18 protein-coding genes are annotated in these 20023 nt (G+C 46.0%); 11 read left to right on the top strand and 7 right to left on the bottom strand.

Going from position 1 to position 20023, the window contains the following annotated elements; translation table 11 throughout:
• Nucleotides 1–50 precede the first annotated feature (50 nt).
• Nucleotides 51–1511, top strand: coding sequence for a carboxylesterase/lipase family protein (locus AB4Z30_RS08160; RefSeq protein WP_441925091.1), 1461 nt, complete (start codon nucleotides 51–53; stop codon nucleotides 1509–1511).
• A 162-nt stretch (nucleotides 1512–1673) separates the two neighbouring features.
• On the opposite strand, the gene AB4Z30_RS08155 is transcribed toward AB4Z30_RS08160, so the two are convergent.
• Entirely contained in the window at nucleotides 1674–2825 is a 1152-nt protein-coding gene (locus AB4Z30_RS08155) for a VanZ family protein (protein WP_441925089.1), read from the bottom strand.
• Nucleotides 2826–3115: 290 nt separating this feature from the next.
• On the opposite strand from AB4Z30_RS08155, the gene AB4Z30_RS08150 reads away from it, so the two are divergent.
• The 5 genes from AB4Z30_RS08150 (at nucleotide 3116) to AB4Z30_RS08130 (ending at nucleotide 8339) form a co-directional block, all read left to right on the top strand.
• Nucleotides 3116–3457 (top strand): zinc ribbon domain-containing protein YjdM, encoded by a 342-nt coding sequence (locus tag AB4Z30_RS08150; RefSeq protein ID WP_434748816.1) that lies wholly within the window; start codon nucleotides 3116–3118, stop codon nucleotides 3455–3457.
• Between the two features lie 187 nt (nucleotides 3458–3644).
• Entirely contained in the window at nucleotides 3645–4202 is a 558-nt protein-coding gene (locus tag AB4Z30_RS08145) for an RNA polymerase sigma factor (protein ID WP_441925087.1), read from the top strand.
• Nucleotides 4159–5820, top strand: coding sequence for a DUF4179 domain-containing protein (locus tag AB4Z30_RS08140; protein WP_441925085.1), 1662 nt, complete (start codon nucleotides 4159–4161; stop codon nucleotides 5818–5820). Before AB4Z30_RS08145 ends, AB4Z30_RS08140 begins: the two co-directional genes overlap by 44 nt.
• 498 nt (nucleotides 5821–6318) lie before the next feature.
• Entirely contained in the window at nucleotides 6319–7137 is an 819-nt protein-coding gene (locus AB4Z30_RS08135; protein ID WP_441925083.1) for a class I SAM-dependent methyltransferase, read from the top strand.
• A gap of 140 nt (nucleotides 7138–7277) precedes the next feature.
• Nucleotides 7278–8339, top strand: coding sequence for an LLM class flavin-dependent oxidoreductase (locus AB4Z30_RS08130; protein ID WP_090921199.1), 1062 nt, complete (start codon nucleotides 7278–7280; stop codon nucleotides 8337–8339).
• Between the two features lie 154 nt (nucleotides 8340–8493).
• On the opposite strand, the gene AB4Z30_RS08125 is transcribed toward AB4Z30_RS08130, so the two are convergent.
• Entirely contained in the window at nucleotides 8494–9153 is a 660-nt protein-coding gene (locus AB4Z30_RS08125) for a TetR/AcrR family transcriptional regulator (protein ID WP_441925080.1), read from the bottom strand.
• A 261-nt stretch (nucleotides 9154–9414) separates the two neighbouring features.
• On the opposite strand from AB4Z30_RS08125, the gene AB4Z30_RS08120 reads away from it, so the two are divergent.
• Nucleotides 9415–10233 carry an SDR family NAD(P)-dependent oxidoreductase gene (locus AB4Z30_RS08120; protein ID WP_441925078.1) on the top strand — a complete coding sequence of 273 codons (819 nt, stop codon included), beginning with the start codon at nucleotides 9415–9417 and terminating at the stop codon, nucleotides 10231–10233.
• Nucleotides 10234–10251: 18 nt separating this feature from the next.
• Here the strand turns inward: AB4Z30_RS08120 and AB4Z30_RS08115 are convergent, their stop codons facing one another.
• Nucleotides 10252–11559 (bottom strand): VWA domain-containing protein, encoded by a 1308-nt coding sequence (locus AB4Z30_RS08115; protein WP_441925076.1) that lies wholly within the window; start codon nucleotides 11557–11559, stop codon nucleotides 10252–10254.
• Nucleotides 11560–11662: 103 nt separating this feature from the next.
• Nucleotides 11663–12127, bottom strand: coding sequence for a DUF4385 domain-containing protein (locus tag AB4Z30_RS08110; RefSeq protein ID WP_441925074.1), 465 nt, complete (start codon nucleotides 12125–12127; stop codon nucleotides 11663–11665).
• 154 nt (nucleotides 12128–12281) lie between these two features.
• Between AB4Z30_RS08110 and AB4Z30_RS08105 the strand changes: the two genes are divergently transcribed.
• The 4 genes from AB4Z30_RS08105 (at nucleotide 12282) to AB4Z30_RS08090 (ending at nucleotide 16434) form a co-directional block, all read left to right on the top strand.
• Entirely contained in the window at nucleotides 12282–12749 is a 468-nt protein-coding gene (locus AB4Z30_RS08105; protein ID WP_441925072.1) for a DUF1877 family protein, read from the top strand.
• Nucleotides 12750–12884: 135 nt separating this feature from the next.
• Nucleotides 12885–13013 (top strand): hypothetical protein, encoded by a 129-nt coding sequence (locus tag AB4Z30_RS08100; protein ID WP_441925070.1) that lies wholly within the window; start codon nucleotides 12885–12887, stop codon nucleotides 13011–13013.
• Between the two features lie 211 nt (nucleotides 13014–13224).
• Nucleotides 13225–14733, top strand: a complete 1509-nt coding sequence (locus AB4Z30_RS08095) for a copper amine oxidase N-terminal domain-containing protein (RefSeq protein WP_441925068.1) — start codon at nucleotides 13225–13227, stop codon at nucleotides 14731–14733.
• 255 nt (nucleotides 14734–14988) lie between these two features.
• Entirely contained in the window at nucleotides 14989–16434 is a 1446-nt protein-coding gene (locus AB4Z30_RS08090; RefSeq protein ID WP_441925066.1) for a GNAT family N-acetyltransferase, read from the top strand.
• 206 nt (nucleotides 16435–16640) lie between these two features.
• On the opposite strand, the gene AB4Z30_RS08085 is transcribed toward AB4Z30_RS08090, so the two are convergent.
• The 3 genes from AB4Z30_RS08085 to pdxR are packed head-to-tail and all read right to left on the bottom strand — an operon-like array spanning nucleotide 16641 to nucleotide 19517.
• Complete coding sequence (locus AB4Z30_RS08085; protein WP_441925064.1) at nucleotides 16641–17117, bottom strand: GNAT family N-acetyltransferase; 477 nt, start codon at nucleotides 17115–17117, stop codon at nucleotides 16641–16643.
• A complete protein-coding gene (locus tag AB4Z30_RS08080) occupies nucleotides 17114–18034 on the bottom strand; it encodes a D-alanine--D-alanine ligase (protein ID WP_441925062.1) in 921 nt (306 codons plus the stop codon). The genes AB4Z30_RS08085 and AB4Z30_RS08080 overlap by 4 nt, the downstream gene beginning before the upstream one ends.
• Before the next feature lie 31 nt (nucleotides 18035–18065).
• Nucleotides 18066–19517, bottom strand: a complete 1452-nt coding sequence (gene pdxR / locus AB4Z30_RS08075; RefSeq protein WP_441925060.1) for a MocR-like pyridoxine biosynthesis transcription factor PdxR — start codon at nucleotides 19515–19517, stop codon at nucleotides 18066–18068.
• Between the last annotated feature and the right edge of the window lie 506 nt (nucleotides 19518–20023).

Below are 20023 nucleotides of genomic sequence, written 5' to 3'. Positions count from 1 at the left end.
CATAATGAACAATGAGTACATTTAATTCACGGAGAGGATGTAGAAGCGGAATGCGAGAACTACAGATTCAAACGAAATATGGTACCGTTCAAGGCGAGCTTTTACATGGTGCAAGTGTATGGAAGGGTATTCCTTATGCAAAGCCGCCAGTAGGAGAGTTGCGTTTCCGAGCTCCAGTACAACCCGAGTCATGGGAAGGAATCAGACAGGCTACCGAATTCGGGCCTGAGAATATACAACCGCGTCATGATTCAGAGTGGATGGGCGGGCAGAAGCCGCCGGAGTCGGAAGACAGCCTGTATCTGAACATCTGGGCACCCGAAAAAGAAAGCAGTCATCCCCTTCCCGTCATGGTCTGGATTCACGGGGGATCATTTGTCACCGGATCAGGCAGTCTGCCTGTATATGATKGCACACAGCTAGCCGTTCGTGGCGATGTTATCGTGGTGACCATCAACTATCGACTTGGGCCGCTAGGATTCCTGCACATGGCTCCGTTAGGTGATTCCTACGTATCCAATGCAGGGTTGCTGGATCAGGTAGCTGCGCTACAATGGGTAAAAGATAACATTACTGCCTTTGGTGGTGATCCGGGTCAGGTTACGGTGTTCGGCGAATCAGCAGGCAGTATGAGTATTGCTGCATTGATGGCGATGCCAGCAGCCAAAGGGCTGTTCCAACGTGCCATTATGGAGAGTGGTGCTTCGCAGTTCATGCCGTCTGAGCAAGCTTCGGCTTTGCGTGAAGGTATGTTGAAGGTTCTTGGTGTAGACCGAGATAGCCTGGCTAAGCTGAACAGCATTCCGGTAGAACAGATTATGGCGGCAGCAGAAACGGTGAAGCAGCAGAGCGGAGCAGGCATGGCCTTGTTGTTCCAACCTGTGCTCGATGGTGAGACACTGCCGCAAATCCCGCTTCAAGCCGTAAACGAAGGCTCGGCAGAGGGCGTTCCGGTACTTATCGGTACAACGAAGCATGAAGGAGCGCTGTTTATTCAGCCGCATGTGCCATTTTCAAACGAAATTGATATGGTGCAGGGTGTTGATTTCATGACACCAGATCTGGAGAATCGCGTCGCTATCGCGGATAGTTATCCGAAAACAGCAGATGGACAAGCTCAGGTTATGACGGATATGTTCTTCTGGCGGTCAGCACTACAGTATGCATCTGCACAGCAGAAGCATGCCCCGGTGTGGATGTACCGTTTTGACTGGGTGATGCCGGAACATCCACTTCTGAAAAGAGCGATTCACAGCATTGAGATGTTCTTTGTATTTAACACGCTGGATGCGCTGAAATTCATGAAGGCTGAACCGGATGAAGCTGCCAAAGCGCTCGCACTCAAGGTGCAGGATGCCTGGATTTCTTTTGCGAAGAATGGTAAACCGGAGACAGCAGGAATCGAATGGTCGGAATACCGTCAGGATCGGGCGACACTGATCTTCAACCATGAGATTGAGGTTGTTCGTGATCCAGAGGCTTCCAAACGAGAACTACTAGGTGTTAAGTAAGGTTATCCTTTCCTTCGTTTCAAAGCAGAGGACATTATGAGGTTTCAACGATTTTATAATTAGGTATCTGAAAATAAAAAAGGCGGCCTCATGGATTAACCATGAGAGGCCGCCTTTTTTGGCTATGTGATGCTCCCTGTAATGGAGAGTACACTGGATTTATTATTTACGCGAGGCTCGTGTACGAGAGACCTCGTCGAAGTAGAAGGAACGTTTTCCACCCGAGAATATCACGACCACCACATGGATGAACAGGATGATATACACGAGGAAGGACATCAGATTTAAACTCAGGAAAATCCAGACCAGATAAGAATTAAGCACATCATCCTGATAGTTAGGGTATGCATAGTTGCTTACCAGTTGAATAATCGTTATCAGAAGCCACGGAGCATAGATGGCGATAAATCGTTTCAATAGCGTTGGAAGCGTAGGTACACCACTTTGACGATTCACATATCGGAATCTTAGAACGGCAGAGCCTGGTGTAACTCCGTTTCGAACCCACGGTATAAAGAACAGAACGATAACCATCGCCGTGGATGTATTTATAGCATCTTGGATGTCATTGGATGCTGTGAAGATGGACATGATTATGTCGATGATCGTCACGACAATACCATCGATAAGCAGTGCAAGTAGCTGTGGTACAGGATAGACGCGGTTCTGCTCCACAATCTGCTCGCTCTTGGCCTGAATACTCGCACGTGACGGGAATAAAGCCAGCAGCAACGGGGCTGCGAAGAAACCAATCACTGCACCGGAGGTGTTCAGCATCAGATCATCCACATCGAATAGCCGGTAAGGACAGCTGTAATATCCGTACAACCCCGTGAGTTGGGTGACTTCGAAAAATAAGGAAAGCCCGAAGCCAGCCACCAAGGCGTGCTTCCAAAAAGCTCTCTTTTGCCAGAAATACCGGATATATACCCCCAGTGGCATGAGCAGTAATACATTGAACAGCACTTGCAGGAAAGCTCGGCCCTTAATCATGTTGATCCACGTAGAGGGTTGAGACCAGATGATGGGGGTTTCCTTCAAAATGTCTTTTACAAACATAAAGGGTGTCAGGTTGTAATAGACGGCATTAGCAGCGTGCCCCGCACAGGTGTTTCGAGTCGTCGGAAGCGGCAGAATGACCAGACAGTAGGCGGCTAACAGGAAGAAAATAAAAGAAAAGCTGACAGCAAACCGTGACCAGCTGAAGAAGCCATCTTTGCGATAACCATAGATTAACCACGGCACCAGCAGGAATAGGGAAGCAATGACAAAGATAATAAACGCGGTCTGAATAGGGAAAACATAGGATGACATAAGGCGAAACTCCTTTGGGGTGAAAGATTAATTGTTATAGAATCATGTATCGTTTTTTATCAAAGGTAATCCATCATTGGTGCTGTGAAAATTTTCTTGTAATCAACATTAAGCGGATACGTTGTTTTTTTATCATAATGGCCTTTCCTTAAAGTGAAGAACATCTTCCTTTAAATTTTGTTTAAAAATAAGTCAAATCAGGAATGCAGTGCGCCATCGTATGGAACATATTGCAGAAATCCCTTATACTAGCGAGATAGCGAAAATGCAGAATGGAGAGTTTAATACATATGTCTAATTTGCCTAATTGTCCGAAATGTAATTCGGAGTATACGTACGAGGATGGCCTGTTGTTGATCTGCCCGGAATGTGCGCATGAATGGTCTCTGGAAGCAGAGCAAGGTGATGCTGAGGAATCCAAAGTTGTGCGTGATGCCAATGGGAATGTACTGAATGATGGTGACACGGTTACGGTCATCAAAGACCTCAAGGTGAAGGGCAGCTCCCTCGTCGTGAAACAAGGTACCAAGGTGAAGAACATCCGTCTGATTGATGGGGACCACGATATTGATTGCAAGATCGATAGCTTGGGTGCGATGAAGTTGAAGTCCGAGTTTGTGAAAAAGATCTAGGCTGACTCGTAACTAGCATACTTGAGCCTGCCTGCATGAATTAATCCATAAAGAGCGTTCATTTCTGCATTGCTGTGGAAGTGAACGTTCTTTTTTGGCTGTACTCAAGTTCAATGAATGAACCTTTTAAGAATTAGCTTTGTCTATAGATTTGAAAAGGCTGATGCAGAGAAAGGAGGTAAAAGATTTGAGTGAAAAGGAATTGTTTGAAATTTACAGCAAGGATGTGTATCGAACTTGTTACTACATGCTCCATCATGCGCAGAATGCAGAAGATGTCTGCCACGACGTTTTTATTACCGTCTTCCGTCAGGATTGGAGGAAGGTAGAGTACATGAAAACATGGCTGATGAAAATCACAGTGAATCACTGCCTTAATTTTATGAAAAGAGAGCATGCATCCAAGCAACGGGAAAAAAGGCTTTTTATGCTTACGCCGCAGCGAACGGAAGCTCCGGTTGATCAGGTGGCTCAGCATGCGGAGGAATCGGAACTATGGGAACAATGGGTTCAGGAACTGCCGGATAAGATGCGTTCAGCCATTCTGCTACGCTATATGAACGAATTCAGTTTATCTGAAATTGCAGAGGTGCTAGATGTTCCGCTAGGCACGGTGAAGTCAAGAATATATAAGGGAATTCGTTTGCTGAGGAAAAAATGGGAGAAGACCAGTAAACAACATCAGAAAGGGGAGATGTATAGTGAAACATACGGAAAAAAGGTTGTCTCATCATCTGAAAAATGATACGGATATCCATTATCCCGATTTTAATGCCATGTGGGATCAGATCCAAAAGGATCAAGAACGTTGCCCTGAACTTCATGCTGTAGCGAGGAAAGAAAATGTACGGCGGAGCCTGAGATGGAAAAAAACTACACTGATCGGAACAGCAGCCGTTATTCTTATGGCGACACCTGTATATGCAGCAGTCCACTATGACTGGTTTGACCTGTTGGATCACCGGAGTGGTATCCAGAATGCGTTGCAAAATGGACTTGGACAGAAACTGAATCAATCTGTGACAGTCGGCGGGGTAACATTAACATTGGATACTGCTTTTTCTGATGATAATCGTACCGTTATTTTGTACACCTTGAACCCCGGAAAGTACAAAGGGGATACAGTAAGATTCCCTTCGATTGGCCTGCGGGATGAGACTGGGAAGCAAATTGAAGGCAGGTATTATCATGATTTTGATCAGGGAAACGGAGTGTACAAAGGTTATTTTGAAACGGAGTGGACACCGTCAGGAAAAGAGGCCAATGTTGATTTCACAGTAAATGGAATCCAGGTGTTGGCTCCCGAGGAACAGGCAATTAACCTGGATCTTTCCCAGCGGCAGTCACAAGGGTTCGATATCCATCAAGACGGCTTGGGTAAACTTGCAGTGAGTGTATTCAACGAGAAAGATAATCAAGTGATGCTGTCTACATCGTTAACTTTTGACCAGTCTGAGGTTCGTAATTATGCTTCTCCTTATTTAAAGATTTATGATCAGAAAGGACAGACATTAGAGTGGGTTGCACCGAGTATAAGCGGTACGCCAGGAGCGCATGGTGAGTATATATCAGAACAGTTCTATAACCTGGACATGTTAAAGCAGCAAGCCTCATCTTATGTACTCGCGTATCATAAAGAAGAAGGTAGAATGGATCAGCCCCTGAATATCGGTATACGATTAGATAAAACAGAAATGCTTAGTGGGACGAGTAGAAGAATACTAAACCTCCCTCTAGACCAGCAAGCAGGTGGAATACTCGTTAAGGAGGCCATCATTACACCGACACAAATCCGGGTGATTCTTGCTCATGATCGTGACATCTTGCAACTGCCTTATTTGAAATATGATCTGGATGTGAATGGTACCCGGTTGAAGGGTGCTGTATGGCCGTCAGATAATTCAAAGCAGACGGAATTGCGCTTTGAAGTAAATCCAGGGCTGAAGATCAATCCGGATACCCCAATGACTTTGTATGCCCATCATCAAGTCCAATATATTGAGGGTGAGTTTGAACCGGTTACTTTACCTGCAATTGGTGAGAAGCCACAAGTTGTGGATTCAAACCTGGACGGTTTTACAATCCATTGGACATATTACCTTAAGGACGGGGATTTGTACGTGGAGAGGTATAGTGATGATCCGCATTTTGGAGGGATGAATCAGACCTTTATGCTCTTAAAGGGTGAACGAAGTTATGGTATGCCTACCAAGAGCCAGTTTGCGGGTAATGGGGACAACCAGGGTATTGACCGGTATGAGAAGTATACATCGGATACGGCCGTTGTATATCCGTGGATGTATAGTACAGAAGAACCTGAAGCTAAAATAGCTGTACCATTAGTGGAAGAGAAGAAAAAATAAGAAGAATTGAAGTAATAAGGTCTGTATTTTATAAGTGAGTGAGCTACTCTGGTTGATTGTGAATTTAGAGTTGACAGTAAATATTTAGGAGAACTATACTTGGTAAAATCAAAATAACAAACGCAATGATCAGGAGTATTAAGGTATATGGCGTGGTTCAGAGAACTGTCGATTCGGTGCGAGACAGTCCAGCCTGTCCCCAACTCACCTGTGAGCAGCAGGATCGAAGAACAGTTGTAGAAGTGTCTTCATTGGTTCAGCGAACGAAGGACTGAATGAAATGGTGGATATGATGAACTGAATTCACGTAGATCCTGACGGGTAACCTCCGTCATCAGGTCCCGAGATGTTATGGAAAGATAGGTTGGTATAAACCCTTTCCATGAACAAAAAGAGTGGTACCGCGAAGGTCAGACCTGTCGCCTCTTAGCTGAGGCGGCAGGTCTTTTTTGATGTTCTGTAGGGCCATAATCCAGAGAAAAGGTAGGTGTACAAGAGATGGACAGAGATCGAGAGCGCATTATTCAATATTATTCCGGTTTTGATGAGTGGGGCAGGCTGGAGCGTGAACCCATCGAGTTTATCATTAATATGAATTACATTCGGGAGTATCTTCCTCCAGGCGGTCTGATTCTGGATAACGGTGCTGGACCAGGAAAATATGCGATGGAACTCGCCAAACAGGGATACCAGGTTACGTTATCGGATCTTACACCTTCATCCGTAGCACTGGCGCAGGAGAAAGCCGAAGCATTGGGGCTGACTCAGCAATTTAACGGATTTCATGTACTGGATGCAACTTGCCTGAACGGGATTGCGGATGAGACCTATGATGCAGCGCTGATGCTTGGACCGCTGTATCATCTGCAGAAGGAAGAAGCGCGGATGGCGGCAGTGCGTGAACTCTATCGGGTAACGAAGCCGGGAGGCGTTGTGTTTGTGGCAGTACAGACCCGGATGCGGATGAGCATCAACTCACTGCAATCACCGCAGCATTGGAGACCCAATGACAGTATGGACGCGATCCAGTCTTTTGTCGAAAGAGGCACGTTTGATCATCAGGATCAAGGGCGTTTTACGGGAGCATACTATTTTCATGTGCAGGATGTTGTGCCGTTCATGGAGCAGCATGGCTTCGGGACTGTTCAATTGATCGGTTCCTCCAGCCTCAAAGCGATGATTACGGACGAGCAGCAGCAATATTGGAGGGAACGCGGTGAAGAGCAAGAACTGCTTCAATACTTGATTGAGGCGGCCAAAGATCCTTCCATTCTGGGAATCTCGTCCCATCTGTTGTATATCGGAAGGAAGTTATAGAAGAAAAGTGCCCTCTGGAAACAGAGGGTACTTGTGTTTTTGCTCAAAATAGTCCAATATAAAGGTAAATAACAAAAGGTGATCTACTTACAATAGGTTAGATGAACGACGGATCGCTTCATACACAGGAGGAACATATCATGGAAATCGGAATCAGTACATTTGTAGAAACAAATCCAGATGTAAATACAGGAGAAGTGATTAGCCACGCACAGCGTATTCGTGATGTGGTGGAAGAGATTGTTTTGGCAGATCAGGTGGGGCTGGATGTATACGGCGTAGGGGAACATCATCGTTCGGATTATGCAGCTTCATCCCCGGCAGTCATTTTGGCGGCAGCAGCTTCGCAGACGAAGAACATTCGCTTGACCAGTGCGGTAACGGTATTGTCGTCGGACGATCCAGTACGTGTGTTTCAGGACTTTGCGACATTGGACGGCATTTCGAATGGACGTGCAGAGATTATGGCAGGGCGTGGCTCATTTATTGAGTCCTTCCCATTGTTCGGCTATGATCTGGGCGACTATGATGAGTTGTTTGATGAGAAATTGGATCTGCTTCTGAAACTGACGGAGTCGGAAAAAGTAACATGGTCGGGCAAACACCGCCCTTCCTTCAACAACCTTGGCATCTATCCGCGCCCGGTACAGGAGAAGCTCCCAGTCTGGATTGGCAGTGGCGGTAATCAGGAATCGGTTGTTCGTGCAGGTCTGCTCGGATTGCCGCTGGTGCTTGCCATTATCGGTGGTCGTCCAAAACAATTCGCACCTCTGGTGGAGCTGTACAAAAAAGCAGCCGCACATGCCGGACACGACGCTTCCAAGTTAACCGTTGCTTCCCACTCTCATGGCTTTGTTGCCGATACAACCGATGATGCGGTAGAAAAGTTTTTCCGGCCTGCACAAGCAGTAATGAACCAGCTGGGACGTGAACGTGGATGGGGACATTACGGGCGTGAAACATTTGATGCGGCACGTAGCCTGGAAGGTGCGCTTTACGTAGGGGATGTGGACACCGTCGCTGAGAAAATCATCTATCTGCGCAAAGAGGTAGGCATCACCCGTTTCATGCTGCACACTCCACTCGGCACACAGCCGCATGATGAGGTTATGCACGCGATCGAACTACTCGGCAAAGAAGTAGCGCCAAAAGTCCGTGAGGAAATTGCACGCTGGGAAGCGGAGAATCAAGAGGCGCGCTAAGCCGGCTGTAGTTGATAAAATGATCTACATTGATCTACTCATGTACACAGAAATAGTAGCGAAGAAAAAGGAGCATGTCCTAAGCGTATTACGCCAACGGATATGCTCCTTTTACGTTTATATTTAATTCTTTCTAAATGTACAAATCCCATGTTTACCCATTCGCAGATGGATTCACAAGAGAGTTTATAACCATGGACAACGTATGATCATAGAGGGCTTTGGCAGCTTCTTCGTTTTCAATATGTCCTCCCAGGTACAGATGAATCACACCGTGTAAGGGAGCCCAGATCATGCGCACCGCAAGCAAGGGGTCTTGCACCTGAATCATGCCTTGTTCAATTGCCACCTCAACTAAAGCAGACACTTGCTTCAGTGCAGTTGCGGTTCCCTGTAACGTCTCTCCGTCCGGCTTGAATTCGGAAAAGGAACCCCCAAACATCAGCTGATAGAAGCTGGATTGAGAAATACCGAAGTCCCAGTAGACGTAAGCCAGATCACGGAAATATTGTTCGAACGATGCCTGCCGGGGCATGGCTTCAAAACGCTTGGCCATAAGGGAACATCCCTCTAAGTATAGATGTTTGGCTAACCCTTCTTTTTTTCCAAAAAGGTTATATATGATTTTGGTGGAACACTCCATGCGTTCAGCTACACGGCGTACCGTGACGGCTTCAGGGCCATGCTCTTGCAGTAACGCAGCGGCAGCATGTACAATATTTTGCCGCAGATTATCCGAGTGCTGGAGTCTGGCTTCTTGGAAGGTTGTTACCGTATGTGCAGATTCCGTGGAACCCGAATTCATATCCTTCATTGATTTCATCCTCGTAACCGTATTGTTGTTCTAAAAGAAATTACATTTCTTTTTCCTATGGTCATTCTACTGTTTTACGCCAGATAACGTCAATTTAATATAAGTTTAGAATGATAGCACTACGTTCTAAAGTCACTTTAAAAGATGATTTAACAAATGTAATTTGACAGAATCTCGATTTTTGGTTACGATGATTCCATTCAGAAACATTGTTTCTGAATGGAATCAATTGTTCTAAGTATGTCTGGAGGGTGATAAAAAATGATAAAAAATCAATATCAATGGGTACTCATCACAGGAGCATCTTCGGGTATCGGGGAGATTTTTGCACTTGAGATGGCTTCCAAGGGTAAAAATGTTGTGCTGGTGGCCAGAACAGAGTCCAAACTGGATCAATTGTCAGAACGAATAGAACGTACATATCAGGTAAGGGCTGAGGTGATCGTATCGGATCTCTCTGAAGAAGACGCGCCACAGAAGGTATATGAGGAATGCCAGAATCGGGGAATAGAGATTGATATATTGATCAATAATGCTGGATTCGCTACTCATGGATGGTTTGAACAAGTAGATCGATCCCGGCAGCAGGATGAGATTATGTTGAACGTGCTGGCCCTAACAAACATGACGCATCTTTTCTTGCCAGACATGTTACAGAAGGAGAATGGCGCCATCATTAATATATCTTCGACGGCTGCCTTTCAACCAGATCCCTATATGGCTGTATATGGAGCAACGAAGGCATATGTGCTTTCTTTTACCGAGGCGTTATATGAGGAGAACAGGAAGCGTGGAGTTCAGTTTCTAGCATTATGTCCGGGTTCAACCGAAACTTCGTTCTTTGATGTGGTGGGTGCTGATGAAGCCTCTGTCGGCAAACGTGATACACCTGAGCATGTCGTGGCAGTGGCCATGAGGGCGCTGGAGTCAGGCAAGCCTTATGCTGTGCCGCGGACCAGAAATTACTGGACAGCACAGTTCTCCCGCCTCATGCCACGCAAGTTCATGTTACGAATTGTAGGAAGCATGCTACGACCACGTTCCAAAGGTGGCAAAGCAGAAGCTACAACCCTGAATTAACTATAAGGGATGAACAGTCTACGCAAGTATGCCTTTGGCCCGAGCTTCCTTAATCCAATCAGGAAATTCGTTGAGTAGACGATCATACAATTCTTCATCGCTGATCTTGGAGATGTCGTCTAGCGCGAAAAAGTTAGCATTATCGATGAACCTGCCCGTCATCTCATCGAGATTCTCCAGAATGCCGTAATTGGCTTTTCCCAGCCCAACGAATTGCCAGAACAGATTTTGGGTTGAGCTTTCAGTAATCAGCCGCATAATTTTCCCTTTTTGACTTACTCCACCATCGCTAAAAAAGATAATATACGTTGGAATCTTTACATTGGGTTCTTCAATCGTATATTTACGAATGACATCCTGCATCACAGGAGGTTCGTTGTTAGTTCCACCCTTGCTTCCCAGCTTATATGTACGCTCGATATAATTCTCGAAATCGCTGGCGGTGACGCTAGGCGCACGCAAGAAATCTTTGGCGAAGAACCATACATCCAGCTCTCCGTCATCGTCAAAAGATGATGCGATCGCCAGTATGCGTTCAAAGGCTTCTTGAACGATGCCTTTACGATACAGATGGTACATGGAACCTGATGCATCGAATACGACGGCAACACGTGCCTGTATAGGTTCTATTTTTTTCTTTTGCAGAGACAGTGTTACTTTACGCTTGAGCAGATCGATCTTGCTTAGGTTTAATGTTGGAGGATTCGGGAGGGGTTCAGCGGCAGGTGCTGGAGCTTTGGGAGAGGTTGTAGCAACTTCAGCCGCCGCCGTGAGAAGAACCTGTTCGACTTCCGAGTTGTCATTGCTCTCAATTTCCACACCAAATGACTCTGCCAGCGGCTGCAATCCGCCAAAGAAGCCACGTCCAATCGCACGAACTTTGAATCCGGTACGATACTTATAGATTTCAATGAAAATAAGTGCTGTTTCCGCGGTGGCCTGAGTAATCTCATAGGTGATCTGCTGAGAATCCGCTTGTACAATCGCCTGACATGTCTGAACATCAGCGAATGTATATCCCGCATCCAGTGTAGCTGTGAACACACATTTTTCCACAGAGACCTGCCGTAATTTATTTGTATCCAGTACAAAAGTGGATTGCCAATCCTCCACCTGTTGCAGAATTACGCTATGATGAGGATCGGCCTTCTGATTATAAAATACAAAATAGTCGTCGGAGGGAACGGATCCTTCTTCGTTAACCATAAAACAGCTAACATCCAAGGCAGAAGGGGCAGATGTACACTTTATGGTCACCTGAAGTTGAACGCAATCGTTAATGTTGATATTCTGGCCTGTGTTCAAGGGTATGAAAGAATCTGTCATAGTTTAGTGTGCCTCTTTTCTCCCAAATATGGTGGAAAGTGAACAGTAACAAGATAGATTCTGAACCAAATGTTTCCACAAGTCAATGATATCAGTGATGCGCCTAGTCGCCCTCTGACTCGTACTTTTCCCGATGCTGCTTCATCATGTTCACATAGTCTGGGTCCATCTTCGCTACCTCCCATTGCGCTTTGAAAATGGCAGCAGCTTCCGCCTTCATGGGGTCGTTCTGATAAGGTAAGATCGAGCCATCCTCCTTCGAATATTTACGTCCGCCTTTATGATTGGTATAACGTCTGGCCCGAGTATAGCCCATCTGTAAAAACTTGCGAGCCATATCCATGCCAACGAAATCTTTCTTTTTCTTATACGCCAAAAATAGTTCATAGATCTTCTCGGCAGACTCTTTCGCGATCTCGGGTGTCTTGAACCGCCAGTGCGGCAAAATCTCACTTTTGTACGGTTCCACCATGAGTACACCCTGCTCGCCCCTGCCAACGGTATATAATTCAGGTTGCTTGCGCAGATCAAGCTCCTCGTAATTGAGACTGTAATCGAATTTTTTCATCCGGTTATCCTCCTTGGAAAAACATTCGCGTTTGCATCCACTTGCACATCGTAGGGTAACGTTCATGTGCTCTTTTTCTTTTTTACCCCGATTCTGATGTAACATGCACGGTTAATGGGGAACAATAGAAGGAAATGTCAGGAGGGATAACGCGATGGGTATGTCGGGCAGATATGTTGTGGTAACCGATGAATTGGTGAATGCCATTCGTTCAGGAGAGGTTAGTGTGCATGATTGTCAGGTCGATCTGGATATTGATAAAATGTGGCAGATGCTGCAGTTCACGTTGAACGGTAATCTGGTGGATGGACAACCTCCACTTGGATACGTTGTGCCGCTCGCCAGTCAGCAATATCTGGGGAACTATTCGGATATGGATTTGTTCTTAATTGATAAGAATCAGGTTCTTGAGGCTTATATGGCATTGGAGCAGCTTACTCCTGAGGATGTACAGATGCGTTTCAGCTTGGATAAGATGCTTGCTGAAGGGGTATATCCTGTAATGGAAGGCTGGGATGAAGAGGAGCTTTTTCGGGAGATCGTGCAAACGATTGATCAAATCCAGGCTTTGTTTCAAGTCACCGTAGAGAACGGCAACGGGGTTATCTTTTATGTTTTTTAGATGCCTCTTTTTAAATGGGGGATTCCAATCTGTCACCATCATGGTTTGGGACGATGTTTGATTCGTCGGCCATCCGGTTATTGATACTCACAAGGCAGTGCCTTGATGATTTCGCCGAAGAGAGGGAGAGCCAATATGACACAAAATCAGAATGAAGAGAACAAAGCGATTCAAGATGATGAACCGGATCAATTTGAGACACCTGTGACGCCGGCAGATGAAGTGAAGGATAAAGAAGCTGCGGAAGATCAGGAGCAGGAATAGTCTGAAAATATTACATGAAACAGCACGTTTCCACGCGCATGTTATGACATATGAAGGATAGAAGAACCAGAAGGCCGGATGTGTTCCGGCCTATTTGGCCTATTTTTATACGTATCCGTTTACATTGATTCAACCTGCCCTCATAATATGGAGTGAACCATATTTTGCTAAGGGGGAGATCCCAATTAAAAGCCGAAAGTTGTACCAATGGATGGCAGTACCGCTTGTCCTGTTAATGGTTGTTCTTACAGGGTGTCAGGCCGTAGGTGGCGTTGATGTTAGCCAAGCCATAGTCAATAACACAAAAGTAAAATCCGGTGAATCTAAACAATCCATGCACATTAACATAGAGCCGGACAAACAACTTGCAACCGATGAAGCTCTCGAAATGATCAAACGAATCAATTCGATCTCACTGAATATCGACCATGCCAAAATGAAAGACACTGACACGGCATCGGTCAAAGGATCACTGAGCATGGATGGAACAAAACTGCCTTTCCATCTGTCCGTGGACAAGTCGGGGATGACCATCGATATTGATGGTGCGCAGAAACCGGTTTACATATCACTCGACACACTTGGGGGAGCAGAGACCATGCTTCTTCCTATAGATACAAAAGAACTGGAGAAACAGATGCAGGAGCTTTCTCCAAAGGTATTAACTTTTGTCATGAAACATCTGTCTAACCCGAAAAATATATCGGTAACTCCTGTTCAGGAAGCCGTAAATGGTGAAACGTTGTCTCTTAACAAGCTGCATATGGAGATTAACGGTGAAGAGTTGCTTGCCATGGTTAAGCCATTCCTGACGAGTATTGCCAAAGATGAGCAAGGTCTCAAGCAGTTGATTGGAGACCTGTATGATGTACTGTACCCTGTATTTGAAAGCTATATGGGTCTGGAAGGCATGGAAAACGAAGGAATCACTTCTATCGTGCCTAATTCGAAGGAAGAAGCAGTCACATCCATATATGACATGATTAAAGAAGGCTTGGACAGCATTCTGGTGAACTATGATGAGGAACTGAACAACCTGCTGAAAGATACACCGGAACTGAAAACGGTATTTGGCCCGGAAACCAAATTGAATATGGACTTCTTCGTGGATAGCAAGCTGGATATTCGTAAACAGAATATGTCGTTGAAGGTGGCTGTTCCTGCTTCGGAAGACCTGCCGGTTCGTGCTGTAACGATCAGTGCAGACAGTGAGCTGTGGAATATCGGCGGTGCTGTCACGGTGGATGAAGTAGATGCTTCCCGTGGTGTGATGGAGCTCGCAGAAGGGGAAGTTACACCTGGTCAGGTGCTTCGTAATTTTGATTCGAATTCTTTCGTCTACCAATTCCTAAAGAATGAGATGAAAATTTCAACAAAAAGCATCTTCCTCCATCCGAGTGAAGAAAATGGTGCAGTCACGGTGAAAAATACAACCTTTGTGCCACTACGTTATCTGTCTGAGCAATTAGATGCAGAAGTGAAGTGGACTAAAGGCTCGAAACAGATTACTGTCATTGACGATATGACAGGAGACGAGATTGTGCTGACGTTAGGTTCTTCGAAAGCAACAGTTGCAGGCCAAGAAGTCACGATGGTGGAGTCTGCCTTTGTTGGCAAAAACGGCAAAACCTATGTGCCGCTGCGTTTTATGGCTGAATCACTAGGAGCCACAGTGGAGAAAGAACAAGATACAGGCTGGATTTTTATTGACCGCCCATAATATAATCTATTTAGTTGAAAATGATGCGTGAATTGGAAGGGGATTTCAGAGAATGCCAGATTTCTCGTAATGATGTAGAAAAGAACAAGGCGCAAAAATTCCGTTAGACCAACACGGGATACGTCTGTCCTTTTTGACCCATTACGAGGATCTACGGCGTTTGATCTGAAAAGATGAAACGATACGGGAGTACCTCTATTGGAGGTGCTCCTTTTTGTCGTGTCATCGCAAAATAATCCCTAAGAGGTGTTCTATATGAATCATGGATTTTCGATTGTTGCGAGTGCAGTGATGTTACGCCCTTTTACCTTGCAAGATCAGGCCACTCTGGCTGTCTTGACTCAACAGCCTGAAATTACAGACATGTTGCCCGATTGGAAGATGACAGAAGAGCAACTAAGTGAGTTTTTACGGTTCGTTGTAGGTAGTTATGAGCAATTTGACCCGCAGGATGTGCGGATGTTGCTTGCGGTAATTCATCAGGAAAGTCAGCAATTGATCGGTTGGTGTGGTGTGTTTCCGAACGATATGCTTGATCCGTCTGATTATGAAGTGGCGTATGCCATCTCACGTGATCACCGCAACAAAGGTTATATCACAGAAGCGGTTGGGGCGTTGATAGCGTATCTATTCGAACATACCTCCTTAAACCGGATTGTGGGCATTGTGAAGACGTACAACCCGGCTTCTCGTAAAGTGCTGGAGCATACAGGCTTCCAGTATGTGAATCGGAGACGTCTGTCTGACGGAGAGGTCTACGATTATTTTGAACTTCACAGCACCCATTCCGATGGGATAGCCACTGAGCAGATTACATCCAAACCATTATCGATAAACCTGCGCCGAGCAGAACACGAAGATGCCGTTGTGCTGACAGAAATCTGCACTCGTGCTTTTGATCATGCCATGCACGTCTGGGCGAACGGACAGAAATTGGATAGCAATCTTTGTCCTCCGGGATATAACGCTGTTCGTTTACATGAATATGTGATTCGCGAGTGGGACTATTATGTGGTGGAAGCGGATGGCTGTGCCATTGGCGGGGTAAGCGTGAATGTGCTTGGGCATGGAATTGCAAGATTGGACAAAATCTATATCGATCCTGTCTGCCAAGGGCGCGGAGTAGGCTCACAAGTGATCAGGCAGATTGAGGCTGCGTATCCACATATTCTGCACTGGAGGCTGGAGACTTCTGGTCGGCAGACAAGTAATCATCATTTTTATGAAAAGCTCGGTTATGTTCGTATATATGCCTCCGATGCAGAGTACGGTTATGAGAAGAAGATCGATGCCGGGAGCGGGCAGTATGATCCAGTGATAGAACATGAACATGTTCAAGCCAATTTGGATTCGATATGGTACAGTTCCAGCACAATGAAGAACAGCCGCATCACCGATTGTAATCTGAGCGGAAGCAAATTAACGAACCTGAATATGACGGAAATGCTGCTGGCGGATTTACGCTTAACAAATACCAAGTTTGAATTCTGTGCGCTGGACGGGGTTCAGTTTCAGGATACACATCTTGGTGCAGACCGTGTAGCAATGCAGTGGAAGCATTGTGACCTGAGTGGGAGTCAATTTACCGATTGTGATCTATCAGGTGTTGATCTTGAGGCATGCCAGGTGAAGGGAATGAAGATCAATGGAGTTTCCATTGAGCAGTTATTTGAGGCATATGAGAGGCTGAATAATCGTTGAGTTGATACCAGATCAATCCGACGTTACGCAATCGCCAAGTACGAAGTAAATACAGATAAGCGAATGAAGCTAAAAGCTAACTGTAAACATGAAACATGCCCTTCCGAGCCGCATCAACGCTTGGGAGGGCATGTTTTGTTGTTTTGAGATTCAGTGAGCCTCGTACTGAGTTTTAATTACGATGGGCAGTAAAATCGTGTATCTTATTACATCGTCTGATTTCTGTTACGTGTGTTGCAGTAGCTGTGGTTTTTGCTGAATCCGGTGCTGCCAGCGGTATAACCCATCCCTTGATAAAATGCATGCGCTGCTTCACGATCCGCACGATTACCGCTGTTTAGCGATATAGAGTCCACTTGCTGTTCTGCTGCCCACTGTTCAGCAGCAAGCAGAAGTTGACGGCCGATACCGGAGCCACGGTAATGCTCATGAACAACCAGTGCCATGATACGGCAATGTCTTCCGTTCTTTTCATATGAATAAGACGTCTGCATACCAATCAGTCCAACTACACGTCCGCGCATCTCGGCTACCAACGTTGTAAAATTGGCATCGGCGGTGATGTGAGTATATCTTTCCTGCATCTCGGCGTAAGTTGTTGGATATCCAAGTTGATCCATGAGAATAACCATGTCCTGCAAATCCTGACCGGTGCTATGTCGAATGTGTACATCCGGGCTCATACGCGGGATACCTCCCCAGAACGTTCTTTGAGAGACRGATCGATAATTGTGTCGAGCAGTTCGGCAAAAGAAATCCCTGCAGCGGCTGCACTTTTGGGCAGCAGACTGTTTCGCGTAAGGCCTGGTAAGGTGTTAACCTCCAGCACATAAGGCACACCTTCCCGTATGAGCATATCCACCCTGGCGTAGACACTGCATTTGAGTACGTTATAACAGGTTAACGCTGTGGCTTCCACGCGCTGCTGTAAATCAGAAGGTAGTTGTACGACCTGCTCATCCGCACCGTTATCATCGTATTTAGCAGCATAATCGAAAAAGGCTGCATTGGCACGGATGGAGATCACGGGCAGCATTTTGCCATCGACAATGGCACAGGTAATCTCTTCTCCTTCAATGTATTGCTCGATCATCACACTGTCGTCCCAAGCAAGAGCAGCTTCTACCGCCGCAGCCAAGGCGTCTGGCTCATAGACGATCTGCGTGCCAATGCTGGAGCCGCCGGAATTGGGCTTGACGACCACCGGGTACGTTAAGTGCTGGACAGCCAGCGAGGACAAATCTTGCATTTGATTCACTTGAAGCCAATCGCCTGTAAGTACTCCTGCTTGCCGCATGAGCTGTTTGGACATGTCCTTATCCATGCATACACTGCTTGCAAGTACACCGCAGCCCGTATAGGGGATACCGAGCGATTCAAGTGTGCCTTGCACTGTACCGTCTTCTCCGTATTTTCCGTGCAGGGCCAGCAAGGCCACATCAATTCCATCTGACTTGTCGATTAAATCCCGTTTGGAATTCAGCTCAATTGGCACGACCTCATATTTGCTTCTGTCCAGATTCGCAATCATCTCCTGTCCAGTGAGCAGGGATATATCTCGCTCTGAAGATGTACCGCCCATAATAACGCCGACTTTCATGTGAAAATCCTCCCTAATATTTTAAAATACCTTACAACATGCTCGCAACGGTCTCCCCGATGATACGAATGCCTTTGCGGATGTCTTCATCGCTGACTCTGGAGAAGCCAAGCCGCATGGTGTGAAGCCCTTGACCAGGCTCCAGATAAAAGGTATCGCCAGGGGTAAAGGTCACTCCTTTTACCTTGCAGTCAGCAAGCAACTCTCTTGTTCGCACCTCCGGTGGAAATTGCACGAACAGATGCAGGCCGCCTGAACCGGATATTTGACACATCGGCAAATGACGTTTCAGGCAATGCACAACGAGTTCATATTTTCGCTTGTACTCTGTACGAGCTCGTTTCAGATACTTTTCAAAATTACCGTTGCTCAGATATTGATATAACAGAGATTGATCCAGAGTAGACGTATGAATACTGCGAGCTCGCTTCATGCTTTCCAAGTAATCGATCAACGCAGCATCCGCAATAATCCAGCCTACACGAAGCCCAGGGAACAATATCTTGGAGAAGCTGCCCAGATACACCAGGCCATTCCCGTTGCCCATACTTGCGATGAGGGGCGAGACATGGGAGCCGGAATAACGAAGCTCTTCATTGAATCCATCCTCGATGATCGGAACTTGATATTCATTCATCAAACGTATGATTTCAATTCGTTTGGCGGGGGAAGTCACGATTCCGGTTGGATTGTGATAAGAGGGCACAAGATAGGCCAGATCATACGCACTGTCAGCCAGCTCTTGCTCCAGCTGCTTCAGGTCGAGTCCATCCGGTTCCATATGGATACCGGTCAGCTGGAACTGGTGCAGCTTCAGGTTTTTGATTGCTGTGTGATGTGTGGGATTCTCACAGAGCGCTTTACCACTCTTTTTGCGCAATGCCCCAAGCACCAGATCAAAACCCTCCGTAAATCCGTTCGTAATCAGAATATCCTTGCCGGTAAGGTCTACCCCTTTGTTCTCCATATAGCGCAGTAAATAATTCATGAGCGGTTTATATCCTTGCGCGTAACCGTAATTAAGCAAAACTTCCCCTTCAAGTGACATCCGATCCAGAAAAGCCCGCTTCACATTGTGCAGATCAAACAGTTTTTCATCCGGCGCAATGCTGGTAAACGAAATTTCGCCGCGCTCTGCTCCCGAACCGTGTTTCATCAGATCATATTGTTCTGCCTGAATCGCATAGTCGCTGACCTCTGCTGTCCAGTCCAGTTGCCAGTGCGTTGTGGCCTTCGGCGTTTCAATGAGCGTACTGACGTAATTGCCTTTACCTTTGACTGCATAGATCAGGCCTTCCTCTTCAAGTTCGGCATAGGCGAGCAGAATAGTGCTGCGACTTACCTTCATGAGTGTGCCAAGCTCACGGGTTGAAGGTAACTTCTGATTAGGCTGTAAACCGCCTTTTAACATTAATCGCTTCAAATAATCTTTGACTTGTATATATACAGGGCGGTCCTCCGTCAATTGCAGATCGGAATACATCCCATCACTCCCTCTACTGGTATCTTGCCATATTATAAACCCAGCAGAAAGAACCACGATAGCTCTGTTTCACTGCTAAGGTGGCCTGGGCGTACGAACAACGGGAAAAAGCCCTGGCTCATATGCCGGGCTGGATGGTAAAGCTTATTCGATTCTAAGGGTGTAATGCTATCCTGTCTAACTACTATGACATGTTCTGACTAGTCTCTAAAATGGTTATCTATCTCTTCCTTCTCGTGTATCTACATACTCTGATGAGGTTAGGCTATTTAAATCATTCTAATTCTAGATGATGAACTGGATGCTGTAATAAAAAGAAATCTTAAAGGCTAATAATTGCCATTCATTGCTTGCTGCAATTGGTTTTCGTATAGATGGTGGATCTACAATCTACTTCAAAGCTACGGTTCTTGCTAACTGTACTCTTCTCGTGTGCACGTCACCGAATTCAGTATGAAAAAGATAAAACATGGTAAGCCCTATAAGACGGGCGTGGATACAAAGAC

This window comes from Paenibacillus sp. 2TAF8 (assembly GCF_052114825.1).
In the GTDB taxonomy this organism is placed as follows: domain Bacteria; phylum Bacillota; class Bacilli; order Paenibacillales; family Paenibacillaceae; genus Paenibacillus.
The sequence above is the reverse complement of the archived record's forward strand: the minus strand, read 5'-3'. Positions and strand labels throughout refer to the sequence as shown.